Origin of the sequence: Fusobacterium necrogenes (assembly GCF_900450765.1) — a bacterium.
Lineage (GTDB): Bacteria > Fusobacteriota > Fusobacteriia > Fusobacteriales > Fusobacteriaceae > Fusobacterium_A > Fusobacterium_A necrogenes.
In genome coordinates, this window is the sequence record NZ_UGGU01000003.1 from 1,065,792 (window position 1) to 1,087,473 (window position 21,682).

The following is a 21,682-nucleotide window of genomic DNA, read 5'->3' on the forward strand; positions in this document are numbered from 1 at the left end:
TCTAATTAATTTTAAAAAGTTAAAACCTTTTTATTTTTTAGAGATTTTATTTTTTAATCCCTCTGAGATATCAATTAACTGTCCTTCTAACATATATTTTACATTTGGATTACCAGAATGTTTTTCTAAGATATATCTTAACATAACAGCTTCACTAGAGTCATACATATCCGAGTCCTCATCATAAATTTTCTCTGCTACTTTTTCTAAATCTATATCTTGATCTGTAGTAAAGAATGAACTCATATCTATATAAGCTTGTGCTCCTCCATCTAGTGTTTTGTTTAAAGTTACTATCATTTTAGCATCAAAGAATTCTTTCATTCCCTCTTTATATTTCTCTTTAGAAATCTGATTATCAGGATTAACTTGTAATTCTTTCATACCTTGGTACATCTTTTGTAATCCTTGTGCTCCTAATTGAGTCCCTAATAACTCTTTTAATAAATCCATATTACTAGAACTTGAAACTCTATTCTCATCAGTATCTTGAGCATGGAAAATATCAATTGAACTACCATAAACTTTATAGTTAGAATAATCTTCTAAATCCTCTTCTGTCAAAGTTCTTTCCATAAATTTTTGTGCAAGTTCTTCAAGCCTTTTAACTCCATCATCTCCATTGAAAACAGCTAAGTAACTATTAGCAGATTTATTAGCTCCAGAATTACCTCCTTGTGCTAAGGATGCTGAAAGATAATTACTACTTTCTCCAAATATTAATGGAATTTCACCAAGCTTTAAATTTTCAGTTTTTGTTTCAATATTTATATTACTTTGACTAGGATTTCCCTCTTCAGGTCTTTTAGGCTTACCTAAAGCAAGCCCATAAAGTTTTCCTTCTGCTCCTATATCTTCTTTATCTCCTTTTACAAATTTCTGTTCATTAGAGTTCTGATTTTTTTGATTAGCATTATTAGTTCCAGAGATGATATTTTGAACTAGAGAATTAATAACATCTTTAGCTTTCATTACATCAAAAGCTTCTGCTTCAGTCGGCTGAGCCTTATACATTTCCCATCCAAACATATCACTTTCACTATCTGGAGTAATATAACCTTTCATATTAATTTTATATTTCTCTCCTAAGCCTTCTGGAATTTTATTAGTTCCCTTAGCATTAGCAATAATTTTCTGTTCATGATGTTGTGATTCATGAAGTAAATAATCTAAAGCTACTCCAAAACTATCTGCTCTATCTCTATAAAATTCTACATTTTCTGTTTTAGGATTATATGAAGCAATCTCTGCACTATCATCTGAACTTGTTGTAAAAACAATATCTGAAGGTCTATATTCTACATCTAAAGCTTTTTCAAAAACTTCCTTTCTTCCTTCTTGGATAGCTGAGTATATATTTTGAATCATCTCATCAGAAGTTCCAGCTATATTCATATCATAAATACTATTAATTACAGCTTCCGGTTGACGTTCATAAGCTAATTTTAAGAAATCTACATCAACTTTTCCACCTTGAAGAATAAAATCCTGTAGTTTTTTATTCTTCCCTAAATCATTTATGAGTTCTTTATTCATATTATTTCTAGTATCTTTAAAGTTATTATCTAACTTTGAATATAGAGAAGATAAATTTTTCTTAGCCTCACGATCTAATTCTACTTCAGATGAATTAGTGATTACAGCATTTCCATCATCTTTTTTGATACTCTCCTTATTTCCTTTATCTAAGAAAGTATTCGCCAAAAATTCTTGAACATGCTCAGAAGGTATGTTATTTTTATCTTTTGCTACTAATCCTAGTTGTTTTTTCACACCTTCTGGCGTTCTTAAAAACAGTGTACGATCTCCTTCGTCAACTCTTACAAACTCTTCTTCTTGTTCCTTCAATTTCCATTTTTCAAGCTCTGCTACAAAAGCATCATCTAGTAACTCTTTTAATTCCTCTTTAGAGGGTAAACTATTTTTTTCTTTTAAGACATCTTCCAAGTAGCTCCTGGCACCATCACTTATCTCCTTAGAATTCTCTTTAAAAGCAATATCTATTTCTTCTTTCATATTAGGATACATATTTTTTAATACATCCTTATACTCAGTAAGTGCATTTTTTAGCTCTTTATTGATTAATTTATCAACTTCAGATTTTTCTCCTAATATATTTCTAGCTATCTCTTTTAAAACTTCTTTAGCATTCATTACTTCAAAAGCTTCTCTCTCTATAGTCTGCTCATAGTAGTGTCTAATAGCATCTTGAGTATCATTATATGGAGTAATATATCCTGCTAACTGTGTCGCATAGTAATCTCTTACACTCTCAGGAACCTTATCTTTATTATTAGATATCAGAGTTTGCTCATGGTGTAAAGTTTCATGCATTATAGCATCAAGTAGAACCCCTAAAGTTGTTATTTTGTCAATAGATATCTCTATTGAACCATCATTAGAATTATGAGCAGCTAATGCATCTTGTCCTTTAGCTTTTACATCAGATGAAATCTTTATTTCACTTTCAGTATATGGAATACCAGTAGTAGATTCAAATATCTCTCTTCTTCCTTCTTCAACACTTCTTACTATAGATTCAACATCTTCTTTACCTATACCTTTTATATTGATATTATAAAGACTCTCTACCAACCCTTCAGGATTTTTCTCATAAATTTTCTTCATAGCATCCATTTTTTTCTCTAAAGCTTGACCTACTATATTATTTAAATGCTCATTTTTCCCTAAAACTGAAACTAATTGTGAATCCATTTCCTTCCTTGTAGCTTCAAAATCATTAGGTATTCTATCATACAAGCTCTTTAAATTTTTTGTTCCTTGCTCTCCAAATATATGAACATCAGTAGTATCTACTACTACTTCTCCAGATTTAGTCTTTTTGAAAGCCTCCTTAGGTCCCTTATGAGTAAATAGATTCGATAAGTAATCTTGTAAATGGTCAGCTGGAATATTTTTATTTTTAGCTAATATATCTAGCTGCTTGTTTATTCCCTTTGGAGTTCTTTCATATATAACTCCATTTTCGGTTGTTTTTCTTACAAATTCTCCTCTAATATCCTGTTCTTTACCAGTTACCCTTTTTAGCTCGTCATTAAAAGCTTTATCTAAACTTTGTTCTATCTCTTGATGTGATATAATTCCAGTAAAGTCAGTGCTTAAAGATTTTTTTAGATATCTTTTGGCATAATCATTCATTTCCTTTTCATGTTCTTTGAAGACTTTATTAACAGTTTCTGAATCAAGCCCTAACTCTTTAACAAGTCTATCTTTGTATTCTTCTAATTTTTTATTCAAAGATCTATCTACAAGTTTATCTATATCTTCATACGAATCTACATAGAGTTTTTCATCAATTGAACTCTCTCCACCAGCTGCTTCAGCTAATTTATTTTGCTCAGAAGTTAGATCCTTTTTAGCTATTAGAATAGCTGTATAGTTATCATTGATCTCTTTTTGTAAATCCTTTATTTGTTGATTATATTTTCCATCTTGGTTTTTTTCAAGGAAAACTTTTTTAAGAGATTCAAGATTTTCTATATCACCTCTAACTTTTCCTATTCCAGCTTGTATTGCACCTTCACCAAAAGAGTTTTTCAAATCTTCTCTTAATTTTCCAGATCCTTTAGTAGCATCAGATACTAATTTATCAGGATTTAATTTTAGATTTAACTTATCTTTTGTACTTAATGCTTTCTTTGGAATAAGAGTTGGATCAACAAATCCATCCTTAAATACTGCGAGAACTTCTTTTTGTATTTGGAAAGCTTCAGCTTCAACAGGTTGATCTTTATAAGCATTTACATCTACATTAGGTTCAATATATCCATCTTTACTTGTATTTATACCATATAGATAAGGTAGAGGTCCACTTTCATTGCTATCTTTTCTTATATTATTTTGATCATTGTGCTTTAACTCATGTACTGCTGTACCAAGATAGTCAACCATATTAGCTCCATCTCTTAAATAAAGTGTCAGTACATTCCCTTGTAATTTTCCATTAATGTCCCCTGTACTCTTCTCTATTCTTACTTGTACACTGCTATATTCTCTTCCAGTTGAATTTTCATAAATCTCTTTCTTTAAACTAGCAACTGTTTTAGCTAACTTCTCTAGATTCTCTTTAGTAACTTCATTGTTAGTAAGTAAGTCATTAATTTCTGAATTAGATTTAAGCTTATCTACAAGTTCCTTGTCTAGTTGAGAATTTAGTGTCTTATCACTTTTATCATATATGCTTGCATATATATCTCCTAGATTTTTAGCTGCTTCAGAATCTAAATCTAATTTAGGATTTTTTACAATACTCTCTCCATCTTTGTTGTTTCTATTAATCTCTTTTTGATCAGAGTTCAAAACAACTCTTCCTAAGTAATCAGTTAAGTGTTCAGGTGGTAATTTTTTAGACATCTCTGCTACTTTTTTTAGATTATCCTTAACATCCTTAGAAGATCTAGTAATAACATCTCTGTTATTTCTATCTTTTTCTCTCACTTCTGGAGTTTCATTTGCCTTCTTTTTACTTTTTTTAGTTCCATCATTATCTTCTTTCAAAGCTACTTGACTTCCCTTTTTTTTTTCAAGAGCTGCCTCAATTTTTTTCAAAGCCTCTAAAGATGCTTTATCATGTTCTACTTCTCCTTTAGAAACAAATATCTGCTCTCCATTACCAATGTTTTCTTTAACCTTAGTAGCTAAAGCTTGCTCATTAGTTCCATTATAAAAATCTTTTAAATATGATTCTAAATGTTCAGCTGGAAGCTTATCAGCATTGTCAGCTACAATTTTCAAACTATCTAAGATATCTTTGTTACTTCTAGTAAGAACAGTTACACCATTTCCGATATCAATTCTATGCTCTAATGGCCCACTTTGTGATTGAGCAATTCTATCATCAATACGCTCTATCTTTTCCAACATATCTTCTAGTTTTTCTTTTTCTTTAGAAGTAAGCATTATATCTTGATTGTTTCCAAGAATATTTCCAATCTCTTCTCTAAGAGCAGCATACTCTTCTTTGAAAGCTTCACTTTTCTCCTTGTCTATATCTGGTGAGAAAATAATATCTTCTTGTTGTTTTAACATATCATCTATCTTTTGAGTATAATAATTCAAGTCTTTTTCTTGACTTACATTTGAACCTTCTGAACTAATTGATGATGAGTCATCAAAATATTGACTGATACTAATATCATCAAAGTCTTTATCTGGAACTACATATATTTCACCTTTTAATGTATTTACTGCAGTATCTAAAAGATGTTTTACTATCTCTTCACCTTTCATTGCATCAAAAGCTTCTGATTCAACAGGTTGATTTTTATAACCATCTGGATCTGCAGGTATTATATATCCACCATCAGAATTCATAGCATATAAATCTCTTACACTATCTTCAACTCTGTCAGAATTTCCTTCTTTTATCAAGCTTTGCTCATTATGAGTTCCTTCGTGAAGAAGTATATTTATCACATCTTTTATTCCATTTTGCTGACGTAAATCTATTTTCATTTCTCCATTTGAAAAAATTCCAGTTGTACCAGGTAAATTATTTCCGAAAACAAGGTTAGGGGCTTTGTATTTTTCTCCCGTAAACTTCTCAAAAATTTCTCCTCTAGTTTCATCAATAATTTTTGCAACGTCCTTTACAAAATCTTGATCTATTTGAAGTCCTTCCATATATTTTCCAGCCAAAACATCATCTAATGCTTCTTGAGGGCTAATTTCATATATATCTAGTAATTCTTGAGCTTTTTCAGGATCTGCAAAAACTTCACCTAAGATTAGACTAGCAAGCTTATCATTATTTGCTAACTGATCAGCAACCTCTCTATTCATCTCTTTTCTTGTTCCTTCAAAATCATTACCTATTCTATCATAAAGAGTCTTAAGTCTTTCTTGATCTTGCTCTCCTGAGTTTGTAATTCTCTCAGTTACAATATTTTTCTTTCCTTCTTCAGGTCCAGCTATACCTTTATTTAAGAAAGTTCTCTTAGCAAAGTCTTGAAGATGTTCTTTTGGTATATTTGGATTATCAAGAGCTAAGTCAAGTTGTCTTTTTGCTTCCTGCTCACTCTTTACATAAGTATCTCCAACTTTTTTATATCCTTCTCTATCAGCTTTTGGTTTTGATGCAAATGGATTTTTTATAGCATTCTTATTTGAATTCTTATCATTCTTTTTACTAGAACCATCAGTTTTCTTTGAGAAAAGATTCTTGAATGGATTCTTACTTTTCTTATCTTCACTTTTCTCTACTTTTTCTGATTTTGCTTCCTCTTTATCCGTACTTATTTTATCTTGAATACTTAATAAGTCTTCTAAAGATTTACTATTTTTATCTTTCCATAGACCAGAATTTGTACTGAAGTTACTATCTGTTGAAGTTGTAGATTCTGTTCTTGCTAACGTATTTTCATTAGAAGTTTTATTAGCTCCTTCTCCACCATTAGTTAGCTTGTTCTCTGATTTATCTGTATCTTTTATAGTCAATACATCCTTTTTCTTTTCTGTCCCTAACTCTTTTGAATAGATATCTCTTATCTTATTTATTTCATCTTCTGTTTTAACTTTCTCTTGTAAAAGAGTATTCATTTCTCCACTTACTTTTGCAAGTTCTTTCTCTATTTTATCTAAATCTTTATTATTTTTAGCAGATAAATTTTTACTAGCTAACTCTGCTTGTTTCTTAAATAAATTTTCTAGTTTCTCTTCATTTTTCTTTATAGAAGAATTAATAGAATCTAAGTGATCATATCTAGTTGAGAATAGTGGATGTTGTCTTTCTACAGAGATATCAATATCACCATTTCCTGTATTTTTTCCTAAAACACTATCTATCTTTAACTTTGATGGCTTTGCTGGTATAGGTGGTTTAACAACTATGTTTCCTTCTATCACTTTTCCTGAAACATTATCATTTTTTAAATTTGACGGTTTTGGTGGCACAGGTGGTTTTATAATTACATCTCCAACTGTATTTTTTCCTAAAACACTATCTATCTTTGATTTTGATGGCTTTGGTGGTACAACAGGCTTTACTTTATTTCCTTTTTTCTCTAGCCCGTTTAAAATTTCTTTAATATTTTCCATCTCATCTTGAATCTTATCTAACTTGATATTATCACTTGGATTTAGATTAGCTTTTTTCATCAAACTTACTTGCTGTGATTGTAAATGAGCTAAATCTGAAGCTAAATTTTTATATCTAAGTTGATCTTTTTCACTTAATCCTTTTAACATTGAATCATCAGACTGACCAATTTCTGCAAGGGCATTATCCAATTTTTGATTTAATTCTCTAAGAGCAGCTTCGGTAGCTTCATCTCCACCAGTAATCTCAACTATCTTTTGAACTCTTTCAATATCTTTTCTAACACTATCAATATATTCCTCATTACTCATATCATCAATACTTTTTTGATTAGGATTTTTAGTGTTTAAATTTTCATATTTTTCTGGAATAATTTCAGGTTCATTGGCTGTGTCCTTTAAAGTTACACTTCCTCCATCATCATTTGGAAAATCAAAAGCATTATCCCCACTTAAAACATTATATTTATCAGTGGATTTTATTTTTTTCATTGTTTCATCATAAGATGGTGGGTTTTTATATTTTGGTGGATTCTTAGTAAGAGTTTCATCTATCTTCTTAATTATGTCTTGAGCTTGCTTTTCAACTGAACCTAAAAGTTTTTTATCATTTTCACCTAACTGTCCTTTTGAAGTTATTTGAGATTGAACTTTTTGTAATACATCCAATTGTTTTCCAAGAGAATCTAGAGTTTTTTCAGCATTCCCTTGAGGCTCCGCTCCTAAAGGAATATATTTTTCAGGCTTAATTTCTGGTTCATTAGCTATATCTTTTATACTAACTCTTTCACCACTATCCTTAGGAAAGTCAAAAGCATTATCCTTATCTAATACTTCATATTTATTTGATAAATTTACATCACCTTTTCCTGTTCCAGCTCCTTTATTCAAACTCTTTATTGCTTCCTCATAAGAAGGTGGGTTCTTATATTTTGGTGGTTGTGGTCTTGGTGGTAAATCTGGTCTTGGATCAAAATCATCTCTACCTGTAATATGTTTTAAAGTAGCCTCTCTATAATCTTTATTAGCTTCATGTATAAAGAATTGTATTGCTTCTAACTCTTCATTAAGTTTTCCACTATTTATATTTTTATCCAAGATACTCTTTTCAATATCTCTCATATGATCAATAGCTTTGTCCATAGCATCTAAAGCTTTTTCTCTCTCTTCAGAAGTTTTAGCATTATCAAACTTATCTTTTGCTTTATCAAAACTTTTATCTGCATCTTTTATTACTTTTTTAGGATTAATCCCTAATAAAACTTTATCTTTTATGCTTAGTCCAGATTCAGCCTCTACTTTATTTGGCTCTTTTGTTTTTTCATAAGTTGTTTCATTATCACTATCAATCGTTTCATAGATATGTTCATCTAAAGATTCATATATAGGATTATCTTGCCATCCTTCATCAACATTAGAATTTTTTTCTCCTATAGTTTCGTAGATTGTTTTAACATTTCCAACATCCTCACCTATAGTTTCATAAATTGTCTTAACACCTTCAGTATCTCCACCTATAGTTTCATAAATATGTTTATCTGAAGTTTTATCTTCTCTATTTACTGTACTTAAAGACTCTTTATAACTATCTGAAAGTTTATCACTCGCATTTTCTTTATCAAATGTTTTTACTTCAACTTCACCATTAAAAGTAACTTTCTTGTTAGAAGCTTGTTCTGAATTTACAGAATCTTTCGATAAAATGCCTTTTAAATTAACATCTTGAGAATTCTTTGATATATTTCCAGAACTATTCTTATTTAAGGCTTTAATAGCTTCCTCATAAGAAGGTGGGTTCTTATATTTTGGTGGTTGTGGTGGTCTTGATGGTGGTTCTGGTGTTGGATCGGTGTCGTCATCACCATTCTCACCTTTCAACTGATTTATTTCTTTTTCTAACTGTTTAAGATCTTCTCTATCCTCTGGAGTTAAGTTTCCTTTACTCAAAATTATGTCTTTAATATCATTTAAATCCTTTAATTGTTCTTCTATACTCTTTTCTTCTCCTGAATTTCTATCAGTATAAGCAGGACCTGCGTTTACATCTACCTCTGCATAAATATGTTCTTCTTGATCATTTTCATTTTCAATAGAATCCTTAACTTGTGAATAGTCATCATTTATTTTTATCTTGTTATTCTCTACTTCTCCTAAGTCTTTCTTGAAAACAGCTCCAGGAATTTGTTCATAAACAATATCATCCTCAGTTATATCAGTTCTTCTAATCTCATCAATTTTATCTACTATCTTTTGTTGTTCACCTGTTAAAGAATTAATTTTATCTAGAGTCTTTTTAAGATCTTTCTCTAACTTATTTAATTCTTTTTTATCTTTGCTAGTTAACTTTTTATTAGTTAACTCAGCTTGCTTCTCAAGTAATTCTGTTAACTTCTCTCTTTCTTTTTGTAATTTTTGCTCTGTTTTTTCTAACTTAGCATATTGATCTCTATATTTATCGTTATGTATTTCTCTAACTACATTTTTAATCGAAAGAGCATTATCATTTTTAGAATTCTTACTTACAATAGGTTGATTTGTTGATGCCTTTTTATCACTTCCTAAATGAGGTGGTTCAGCTCCTAATGGAATATAATGTTCTGCCACAATTTTCTCTTCATTTGCTGTATCTTTAAGAGTTACATCTCCTGAAGCATTATCTTCTCTTTGTGGTAAATCAAATGCATTATCCCCTGAAAGTGCTCCATACTTATCTCCTTGAGAAATTCCAGAATTTTTTCCTGAAATAGAGTTTAATTTATCTAAAACATCTTTTAGCTCTTGTTCTATTTTATTTAATTCTGCTACAGCTTCAGCTGAAAGAGGTTGTTTATTTGTTAACTCTTCTTGCCTCTTAGTTAAGTTTCCTAACTCTTTACTAAGATCCTTATAGACTTTCTTATCATTTTCAGATAAACCTTCTAATACTTTATCTTGAACATCTGCAAGCTCTTTTTCTGCTTTTTCTAATTTGTGTTTCAAATCATCTAAAACTGTTCCTGTTCCAAGGTCTCCTCCAGTAATCGCTTCAATTTTTTGAACTCTCTCGATATCTTTATGTAAACTCTCTATTTGCTTTTCAAGTTTTACAATATTTTCAGAGTTATTATTATTTTTCATATTTTTTTCTTGATAAGCAGGTGGTGCTTTATACGGTGGCACTTGCTTCTCTATTTTTTGATTTCCTGGGTAAGGTGGTGGTGCTTTATATGGTGGTGGATCTTTTGGTCTTGTTCCATCATTTGATGGTGGCTCAGCTCCTAATGGTGTATAATGTTCAGCAACAATTACACTCTCTCCAGCTGTATCTTTTAATACTACATCTCCTGCTCCATTATCTTCTCTTTTTGGAAAATCAAATGCATTATCATCATTTAAAACTTTATATTTATCATTATTCTTTAAATTTAAATCACCATTTTCTATTCCATTTCCTTTATTTAAGCTTTTTATAGCCTCTTCATAAGAAGGTGGATTCTTATATGGTGGTGGCTCTACTGGTTTTGCTGATGGTTGTGGTGTTAAATCCACTCCAATATTTTTTAAAACAGCCTCTCTATAATCTTTATTAGCTTCATGTATAGAATCTTGCAATCTATCTAATTCTTTAGAAGGTTTTCCTTTATTTTTATCTAAAATATGACTTTCTAAATCTCTCATATGATCAATTGCTTTATTCATAGCATCTAAAGCTTTTTCTTTAGCCTCATTAGTTTTTGCCTTATCGAATTTATCTTTTGCACTACTAAACTTTTTACTTGCATCATTTACAGCTTTTCCAGGAGCAACACCTACTAACACTTTATCTTTTAGACTTAATTTAGATTCAGTTGAGGCTTTTTTTACATCCTTTACATCTTCTACCTCTTCATAAATCGTTCCAGCATCACTTACATCATCACCATCTACAGTTTTAGTCAGATAATTATCTAAAGATTCATATATAGGATTATCCTTCCATCCTTCTTCAGCATTAGAAGTTTTCTCTCCTATCTCTTCATAAATAGCTTCTTCATCTTTAGCTCCCTTATCTTTTAATTCCTCTATCTCTTTTTCAAGTTGCTTTAGATCTTCTTTATCCTCTGAAGTCAATTCTCCTTTATTCAAGATTACATCTCTAATATCACTTAAGTCTTTTAATTGCTCATCTACACTTTTTTCTTCATTTATATTTTTATCAGTATCAGCAAATCCTGCATCCTTATCTATTTCAGCGTAGATATGTTCATCTTGATCACTTCCATTTGGAATCAAATCTTTAACTTGTGAGTAATCATCATTGACTTTTATCTTATTACTCTCTGTTTCTCCTAAATCTTTTTTGAATACAGCTCCAGGAATTTCCTCATAAACAATATCATCCTCAGTTATATCAGTTCTTCTAATCTCATCAATTTTATCAAGTGTCTTTTGTTGTTCCTTTGTTAGAGAGCTAATTTTATCTAGAGTTTTTCTAAGCTCTTTTTCTATCTTTTCGAGTTCTTTCTTATCTTTATCAGTTAACTTCTTATCAGTTAATTCCTTTTGTTTTTCAAGTAATTCTGCTAATTTTTCTCTTTCTTTTTGTAAACTTTGTTCTATTTTTTCTAACTTAGCATATTGATCTCTATATTTATCATTATGTATCTCAGAAGTTACTTGTTTAATTGTTAAAGAATTATCATCTTTTTTACCTACAGATGATGGTGGCTCAGCTCCTAATGGTGTATAATACTCTGCTACAATTTTTTCCTCATTTGCTGTATCCTCTAGAGTTACATCTCCTGAATCAGTATCTTCTCTTTGTGGGAAGTCAAACGCATTATCATCATCTAAGTCAGCATATTTATCAATCAAAGTCTTACTCTCTTCAGGGAAATGTTTTTCTAAGAAATCTTTAATTTCATCACTTAGACTGCTCTCAGATCCAGAGTCATCTCCACTTTCACTGCTACTATCTTTGATTAACTTTTCACTCTCTTCAGGGAAATGTTTTTCTAAGAAGTTTTTAATATCTTCTTTTATACTATTTTCAATTTCAGTGTTGATTCTTTGCTCTTCTGCACTCTTATCAAGTTCGTTTTGAATTTTTTCTTGTAACTCTTCTATTCTCTTATTAGCTTCTTCAGCATCTTTTCCCAAACGATCAGAGAAATCAGCCAATCTCTCAGAAAGCTCTTCTAAACTATTTTCAGTAGAAGCATTACTTTCAAGACTTGCTTCACTTCCACTTTCACTTATAATAGAATCATCACTGCTTATTGAAGACGAATCATCATCTGAATCAATCTTATCATTTTGAATTTTTTCTTGTAACTCTCTAATCTCATCATCTAATTGTTTTAAATCATCTCTGTCCTCTTGAGTTAATTCATCTTTAGAAGTTATAAGATCCTTGATGTCTTCTAAATCCTTTAATTGCTCTTCAGGAGATTTCTCATCTATACTAGATGTATCACCATCTGAATCAGAATCACTATTATAAACTTGTTCTGCTTGATATAAATCATCATCTGAAGAATCAGAATCACTGTTATATACCTGTTCTATTTGATATAAATCTTCATTGTCATTTATATTCTTATCATTTATTGGTTTATCTACTGTTACATCGCCTATTCCAGGTTCACTTGGATCATATTCGTTAACTTTTACTTTATCATCAAATGACACTTTAGGATCAGTAGTTTCTACATATTCTGCATAATATAAATCTTCATTGTCATTTATATCCTTATCATTTATCGGCTTATCTACTGTTGCATCTCCTATTCCAGGCTCACTTGGATCATATTCGTTAACCTTTACATTATCATCAAATGATACTTTTTTATCAGATCCAGTAGTTTCCACATACTCTGCATGGTATAAATCTTCTTTATCATCAGAATTATCAGAGGTATCTTTTTTACTAGAAGGTGGCTCAGCTCCTAATGGTGTATAACTTTCAGGAGTAATAATAGTTTCTCCTGCTGTATCTTTTAATACTACATCTCCTGTTCCAGTATCTTCTCTTTGTGGCAAGTCAAATGCATTATCTTTATCCAATACTGAATATTTATCGTCTCCTCCTTTGATAATGCTATTTCTATCACTATCTCCTACTGATTTTCCTCCCACATTTATTCCATCCGAATCGTTTCCTTTATTTATTCCTGATGTCTTTGATGTTCCTCCAAACTTACTTGAGATACTATCTACCTTATCTTTTACATCTTTTATGTTACTTGTTGATCCTGATAAGCTAATATCTCCTCCTTTTTGGTAGATATCTTTTGTTACTATTTGTGTATTTTCCATATCCTTATAGATATCTTCTACACTTCCTACTTCTCCATTTATATTTACATCTCCACCTGCTGTGATGTTATCTACTCCTATAACTCCTTTACTTACTACCTCTTTATCTTTTATATCTCCTATAGTTCCGTCTGCTCCAAAGTCTCCTGTAAATCCTCCAGAACCAGTTATATGCGCTCCTCCTGCTTGCTCTTTTGTTGTTATATCTTTTATGTTGATATTTCCACCTACATCTACTTTTCCTGCTCCTGTTTCTGATCCTAGGATTCCTCCTTCTATATTCAAGTCTCCTTCTATATCAGCATTTAGGTTTCCTCCTGCTTTTATTCCAGATTGAGATACTGTTTCTCCACTACTCCAGATATCTCCTCCTCCACCGCTTAATCCTACTTCTCCTTTTCCTATAGTATTAGATGCGGCTCCTATAGAAACATTAGCTCCTGCATTTGCATTTATTTCGTGGTTATCATGCGATGATTTTTTACTTATTATATTTAAGTTTCCACCTATATCTAGATTTACATCTTTCTTAGCTTCTACATTTCCACCATCAATATTGGTATCTCCGCCAGACTTGATACTTATATTTCCTCCAGCGCTAATAGTTGAATTTTCATAATCAGTAGAATTTTTCTTTGTAATATCTAGATTTGCACTTCCTCCAACTCCTATGTCAGTATTAGCTCCCCAAAGTGCACTTACTCCTGCTGATTCTTCTAATTGAGCTTCTAAATCTACTTTAAATCCATTTTCAGTTGATGTTTTCTTCGCTGCAGTTATATTTATATCTTTTTTAGCATCTAAATTGATATTATCTTCAGCTTTTACATCTACACCATTTAGATTAATATCTCCTTCAGTAGCTTTAATTGTTACACTTCCACCAGCATCTACAGAGCTTACATTTTCACTAGTAGTTTTACTTGTACTATCCTCGATAGAAACATTTATAGATTGTTTATTAGTTACACCTATCGCATCGTTAAAGATTACATTTGTAACAGCACCTACACCTTGAGCTGCAAGAATACCATCATTGGCATTTCCACTCTTAATAGCACTATCCATTTGAACACCTTTATTAATTGTATCTACAATAGCACTATTAACCCCTGCAGTATTTTTTACAGCTATTGAGAATCCTGAAGAGTTTTCAGTTCTTTCATCAGTATACTTAGTAGAGTCTACCTGTTTACCGCTTATGCTTATATCACCAGTTGCCTTATAATCTCCTCCACCTATATCAACTTTATTTCCTGCGCTAATATTTATATTATCTCCTGAGATTTGGCTTTCTGTCCAAGTAGTTTCATCTATAGTAGTATTTTTGCTTTCTAATTTAACACCAAATTCACCACTTACAATTTGGTCCATATGAGGTCTACCTGAAGTTGTTGGAGTTTTTTCATTAGATCCGTCTAAGTTTTCACCAGCGGCACTCTCTCCACCCCATTCAGTACTTATCTCACTACTTGTTGACATATCTGCTGTGCTTGCACTTCCAGTGACTCCAACTCCACCAATTCCAGCACTTCCTTCAACATATAGTCCTATATTAAGCTCTTTTTTCTCTTCATGGTATTCATTTTTACCAGCTTCTATTGAAATATCATTACCAGCAGATAGATTAGTATCCCCATTTGCAGAAATATTTCCTCCAACTACTTTTATATTATTTCCAGCATTGGCATTTAAATCTCCACCTACTGATATATTACTTCCAACAGATGTAGAAGATGACTTCTTAACATCAGTTCTTCCTCCACCAAAAACTTGGTATCTAGATTCATTAGATTCCTCTTTAACTTCATTTCTACCATCAAGTATATTTAAATCATTTTCAGCATCTATGTTAGCATTTCCTCCAACAGTAACATCACTACCTTTTAGAGTTACGTCATTTCCTGCTGAAACATTTAAATCTCCTGAAGTTTTGATACTTGATCCATGAGATAATGAAGCCTCTAATTCTTTACGCGAAGACTCTTGAGTTAGTAATCCATTTACAGTTCCTAAATTTTTCTGATATTGATCTTGATGAATAAGATCTTTTGAATCCTCTATATTAACATCATTTTTTGCATTAATATTTATAGATCCTGGAAGCGCATCTTTATTAGCATCCTCTTTTGTATCGTTAGTTGATAAATCGCTACCTACAATATTTACATTTTCTCCATTTATATTAATATTAGATCCTTGAAGATTAGATCCATTAGAAGTAGCAGAAGTTGATGAAGATTGAGCAAAGCCTCCATTGTCATATTCATGCTTAAATTCAGAAGACACAGTATGAATATCTTTAATATTTACATCTCCACCAGCATTAATATTTATGCTACCAGCATCTCCTTCAATTATATCAGCTGACTCTTTTTTAAATAATTCTTTATAGTAATCAACATCTTTTACTACTTCAGGCTGTTCAGGTGCAGGCTCTTCAAATCCAGGTGCCCCACCTTCCTCTTCAGGTTTAATTTCTTCTCCAGAAGCAGTTAAAGAACCTCCTTTAATATTTACATCATTTTTCGCATCTATTTGAATTCCATTATCAGCTTCTATACCTGCTTTATCAGAGATAATTTGATTTCCTTTCTCATCAACACCTAGTGTAGATTCAATATTTACATTATCTCCACTAACAATTACATTATCTCCTTTGAGGCTACCACCTATCATATTAACGTCACCAGCAGCATCTACGGCAATGTTTTTATCTGAGCTAATTCCACCCCCCATTCCGCCAGAGCTATTGTTATTAATATCTCCAGAAGATTTGATAATAATATTGCCCCCAGCATCAATATTACCATTAGTATTATCAAATGACGTGTTGTCACTTACTAAGTCGCCTCCTACCTTTATTGTTGAAGTTCCACCATTACCTTGGTTTTGCGCTATATTTATTCTGCTATTCTTACCTAAGTATAGTTGTGGAGCTAATACTTTTTGTCCATTAACTTCTACTTCAACATACCATACTATGTCATGTTCTAAGTTGTTAATTTGGTCTTGAGTTAGAGCTTTTCCAAGTTCTAATCCAAGTGTGGCAGATATTTCTGCTGCGTTATCAATAAGAGCTTGGATATCTTCAGCACTAACATTTCCAGTGTAACCAAGTCCTTTTTGAATTATGTCCTTAAGTAATAAATAATCATAATATGCATCTCCTAAAACAGCAGATGTTTTATTTTTATCATATCCTAATTGTTCAAAGAAATAATCTGAACCAAAGAATTTATCTGGGTCAATAAAATCAATATTAGTTTCATAAATAGGTTTTCCAGGTTGTGGCTCTCCCTCTACAGGTTTAAATATACCATTCTCACCTTTTGGTATATCTATAAAGATTATAGGGTTTACAGTTCCTGATACAGCTATTGCCCCTGCTAAGTTTCCTGTTTCTGCAGTTATAGTCACTCCATCTATAGTTATACTTCCAGTTGCTAATTCTACATCATGAGGATATTTTACTCCTCCAATCTCTTTAATACTATTAATATCTGAAATATCAACATCTAGATTAGAGCCAACTCCTTCTATAGAGTTATCTCCAATATTGACATTTACATTTTTATTTCCTCCACTTTCTCCACCATTATTTACTAAACTTCCATTAGTGTGAGTAAAGTTTCCACCTGCTATTATTTGCGCATTTCCATTAGCTGCATAATATTTGAAGCTACCGTCAAAATTCCATTTATCTTGAGAAATAGGTTTATCTTTACCTTTCCAGTCGCTACCAAGAACACTTGAAAGTACTTTGTCAAGTAAAGGATTATCTACTAAAGCTAATGCCTTATAATAAGCTTCTCTACCTCTTCCAAAATATCCTTTAGTCAGTGCATCATATAGACTTCCTTCAAAAGATACTCCAGAGTTTCCGTGAGCATTAGTTATATAAAGCTTAGTTTGCCAAGAAAGTCTAACTTGTATAAGTTTCAATAGATCAACTACATTTAAATTTTGGTATGCAGTTTCATTGAGAATATCTCCCTTGATTGTCATATCTTTTCCAGCTAATATAGTTCCAGAATAGTTATTAACCTTAGCTTTATCCGAAGAGAATCCAGAGATATTTAAGTTTCCTTCTGCTTCTATAGTTGCTTTATCAGTAACTACACTTTTATTTTCAATAACTGGTATCCAAATCTCTGTAGAATCAAGATGGTAGTTAAAAGTATCATCCCATCTAACTGTTTGTTTAGAACTTTCAGTATCTACAATTTCATATTTAACATCAACTCTACTTTTATTTGTTAAGTTATCAGCTTTTATATCTAAATTACCACCAGCAGCAATAGTTCCAGCATCATTTGTAATAGACTTAGCACTTAATTTCATATCATTTTGGCTAACAATATTAGCATTTAAACTATTGTATATCTCTCTCATAGCATTAAGTACAGCATCTTTTCCAGCCCAGATAGTATTTCCTTCTTCGTTAACTATACCATCAGCGCTTAAATTAATGTTGCTATTACTTACTATCATACCTTTATTGATAATATCTTTTTCAGTAGAGATAGATATATCTCCTAAAGCTTGAACTTTTCCTGTTTCAATATCTCCAGTTTTACTCTTAACATCTATCTTACCTTCACTTAGTACTTTTCCATTTAATTTTATATCAGAATTATTTCCTGTAATAGAAATATCACCAGAAGCTTTTACCTCTCCACTTGTTAAGATGACATCTCCAGTATTGTTTATAACTATACTTCCTTTTGATTGAAGTGACCCAGTATTAAAGAAACTTCCTTTAGTACTTATATCTACTCCATTACCAATAATTTCTCCACTGTTAGCAGCACTTCTAGAATCTAAATCGATCTTACCAGCAGCATGAAGTTTTCCACTATTTCCAAAATCACCAGTCTTAGTATTGAGAGAAATATTTCCACCAGCTACTGTACTTCCAGAGTTGTGGAATCCATTACTTGTAATATTTATATCATTTCCAACACTCATATTACCATTAGTTACTTTTTCCGAAATATTAGCTGTTAGATTTCCTTCTGTTACAAGATCTCCATTTTTATTATTTAAGTTTTTACCAGCAAGAGAAATATCATTTTTAGCTTCAATATTTCCACTATTATCTATATCTCCAGATACATTTATATCTAATTTAGAACCAGTAGCTATCTTTCCTGTATTATCAAATGAACTACCACCAATTTCTATCTCTCCAGAAGCATTAATATTTCCTGAATTTGCAAAACTCTCTCCATTATTTCTATTTTCACTATTTATCTTAATTGTTTCTCCAACTAATAGTTCTCCACTATTATTAACTCCTCCATTTATATTTAAGGATTTTCCTACAGATGCTGTAGCTCCTGATTTATTTGAGAAGTCTCCTGTCAGATTTAAGCCTCCTCCAGTTTCTAATTTACCAGAGTTTTCTAACTTAGATGAAGTAACATCTACATTACCTCCAACACTTAAATTGTATGAATTAAAATCTCCAGATATATTTGCGCTTAAGTTCTCCTTAATTGTTAAATCTTTTGAACTAAAACTCTTACCCTTAACATCTAAGTTCTTTCCTACTGACATTACTCCATTATTTTTTATTGAATCTTCTGATTTTAAACTTACATCACCTTTAGTTATTACTATTCCATTATTTTCTAAAGTTGTTTTAGTTGTTATTGCTAAAGTTTCTCCTTCTATCACACCTAAATCAGAAAAAGCTGCTATCTTAGCTTTTAGTTCTGCTAATTCTTCTGCACTTAAATTTTCTGAATTTAGATTTTGTAATAACTCTAAATACTCTTTTATTCTTTCTTCATTTCCATTAGAAACAAAACTATCACCACTGATTATAATTTTCTTCCCAGCAGTTATTCTTTGAGTATTCACTATTTTTCCAAGAGCTTCAATTAAAAGATTATCTCCAGCTTGTAATACCCCTGAATTAATAACGCTACCAGTTTCTAGAGTAAGATCTTTTTGTGAAGTAACAACTCCTTTATTTTTAAAAGATTCTTTTGTAGTTATTTTAACATTATCTCCAGATAATACCCCAAGCATTCCTGTTTTAGATAAGATATCTTTTAAATTATTTAATTTATTTTTAACCTCTTCTAATCCACTTAAAGTAGCTTTTAATTCTGCAAGTTGCGCTGGATCTTTTTCAGCTGCTATTTTCTTATTTAACTCTGATATAGAATTTTCTACTTTTGTTAATTCCACCTCAGAATATTGATATAGAGCTCCTAAATATTTCTCTATCTCTTCTGAGCTTCCAGCATTGAAAAGCTCTTTAACATTTATAACTAAATCTTTTACAGCTGTTATATGTCCTGCATTTAAAAATTTACCTTGTACAGCTTGAATTAATATAGAGTCTGCACCTAGTTTTCCTGTATTTGTTAGATTATTTGCGCTTATTAACTTAAGATCTTTTGTAGCTAATATCTCTCCATTATTAACTAGTTCTCCAACAGTAGTAGTTAAAATAATATTTCCATCACTAGCAATAACTTTTCCATTTAAAGCATTTATAAGTTCTTGAGCAGTGATAGTTATATCTTTTGCTGATATATTTCCATAGTTTTCAAATTTTCCTTTTAAAACTTCAATTTTTAATTTTCCATTAGGATCTACTACTTCATTTAGCTCTTTTTTATTTTCTCTAATCTCTCCTTTGTTAACAAAAGAAGAATTAGCTATTAACTCAAGATCGCTTCCTTTTAATAAAGCATTCTTTTCATTTAATAAGCTTTCAGCAGTAATAGTTAATTTCCCATCTGCAGAAATAATTCCTTTATTTACTAATTCTTTAGTAAATATTTTTACATCTTTACCTATTATTCCTGTACTTACCCATGTAATCTCTTCTGAAGAATAAACCCTTCCACTTTCAATATCTTTTACTTGAAGTGATCCATCACTATTTGATACTATTACTAACTTATTAGAATCAACTCCTGATACTGTAGGAATTAGTACTCCTTGTACATCTAACTTCTCTGAAAGCTTTAAAGTTATAGAATTTTTACTTATCAATCTAGCAGAAGTCTTATCTTGTAGAGTTAATCCTTTAGCAGAAATAACTATATTTCCTCCAGTAGATTGAACAGCTGATCTTATAGTTCCATTTCCTTCTAATTCAAAAGTAATATCATTCCCTGCTGAAATAGAATTAATTTGATCTTTTCCAGCAACTTTTATGATTCCACCTTTTGTTTCTAGATCTTTTCCTTTGAGTTTTATATTTTTCTTAGCATTCAATGTAGCTATTGATATTTTCCCATCAGCTTCAATCAATATATCCTCTTCACTAAATACAACACCGTCATGTTTTACTCCAAGTCCTTGTCCAGTACTAATAAGTCTGATATTTCTTCCATACATTGCTCCTAACTCTGTTGCATATATACCATACTTGTCTTCTTTACTTTCAGTTGAAGATTTAACGTATGGTTTTGAAAGATCATTAGAGTCAAAACCTATTTTATTTTGTCCTGCTATTAATGTTATATCAGGTCTTGCTTCTCCTTCTATAGGAGATATTTCATTATATATTTGGATAGTTTTTGCTAAAACATTAAAGTAGCTACCACTAGTTCCAACTCCATTTAAAAGAATATTTCCTTTTTGCACATCAAAATTGATGCCGCTATTGTCTTTTGATATGGCACCTGTAGTTAATGTTACTCCATTAGTATTAATAAAAGTAGCTCCATTAACATTTATTCCATTTTCATTAGCAAGTATGAAATCAGCTTTCTTACCAAAAATCTCTACTGAACCATTAATATTTGAAATATTATTTCCAGTTACTTCATTTAAAATAGTTTTTGCATTACTAGTTAAATTAGGGTTTTTAGTAACATATCCACCTATTTGTGAAGTTCCATGTTCAGTACTATTATTAAAAATAATACCATTTCCTGCTCCTACGCTCAGATCAGTAAATTTGTTATGAGAAATTCCACTAGCATCAGGATTTACAATATTAACAACATCTGTCTTATTAGCAGAAGTGTTAAGCGAAGGGCCTCCATTATCCGGTTTAATAATGTTGGCTTCTTTAGTTCTAACTCTCAGGTCTCTAGCTAATGCTAATTCTTCCATTAACCCAAGACCTCCAGTTATAAGGAAAGTTACAATTAGTGCAACACTAACGCTTCTTTTTCTCTTAAGATAACGTTTTAATATCTTTTCTGATAAATTAAACTCTCTCATCTACACCACCTTTTTTTATTTACTAAATTTATTATAAAAAATTTATTCCATTACTATTTTCTTATATAATATTACAAAGATAAGGCGATCACTCTTCTTTTTCTACGAACGAGCAATCACCTTATGCGGAGGAAGAATACATTATTAAGTA

General features: G+C 31.0%; 1 protein-coding gene. It reads right to left on the reverse strand.

From position 1 onward, the window contains the following. Positions 1-30 precede the first annotated feature (30 nt). Entirely contained in the window at positions 31-21,531 is a 21,501-nt protein-coding gene (locus DYA59_RS05295) for a hemagglutinin repeat-containing protein (protein ID WP_115270086.1), read from the reverse strand. Between the last annotated feature and the right edge of the window lie 151 nt (positions 21,532-21,682).

Bases quoted from the DNA above. Each gene is read 5' to 3' on its own strand.
- DYA59_RS05295 (WP_115270086.1), bottom strand. From the start codon at position 21,531: ATGAGAGAGTTTAATTTATCAGAAAAGATATTAAAACGTTATCTTAAG.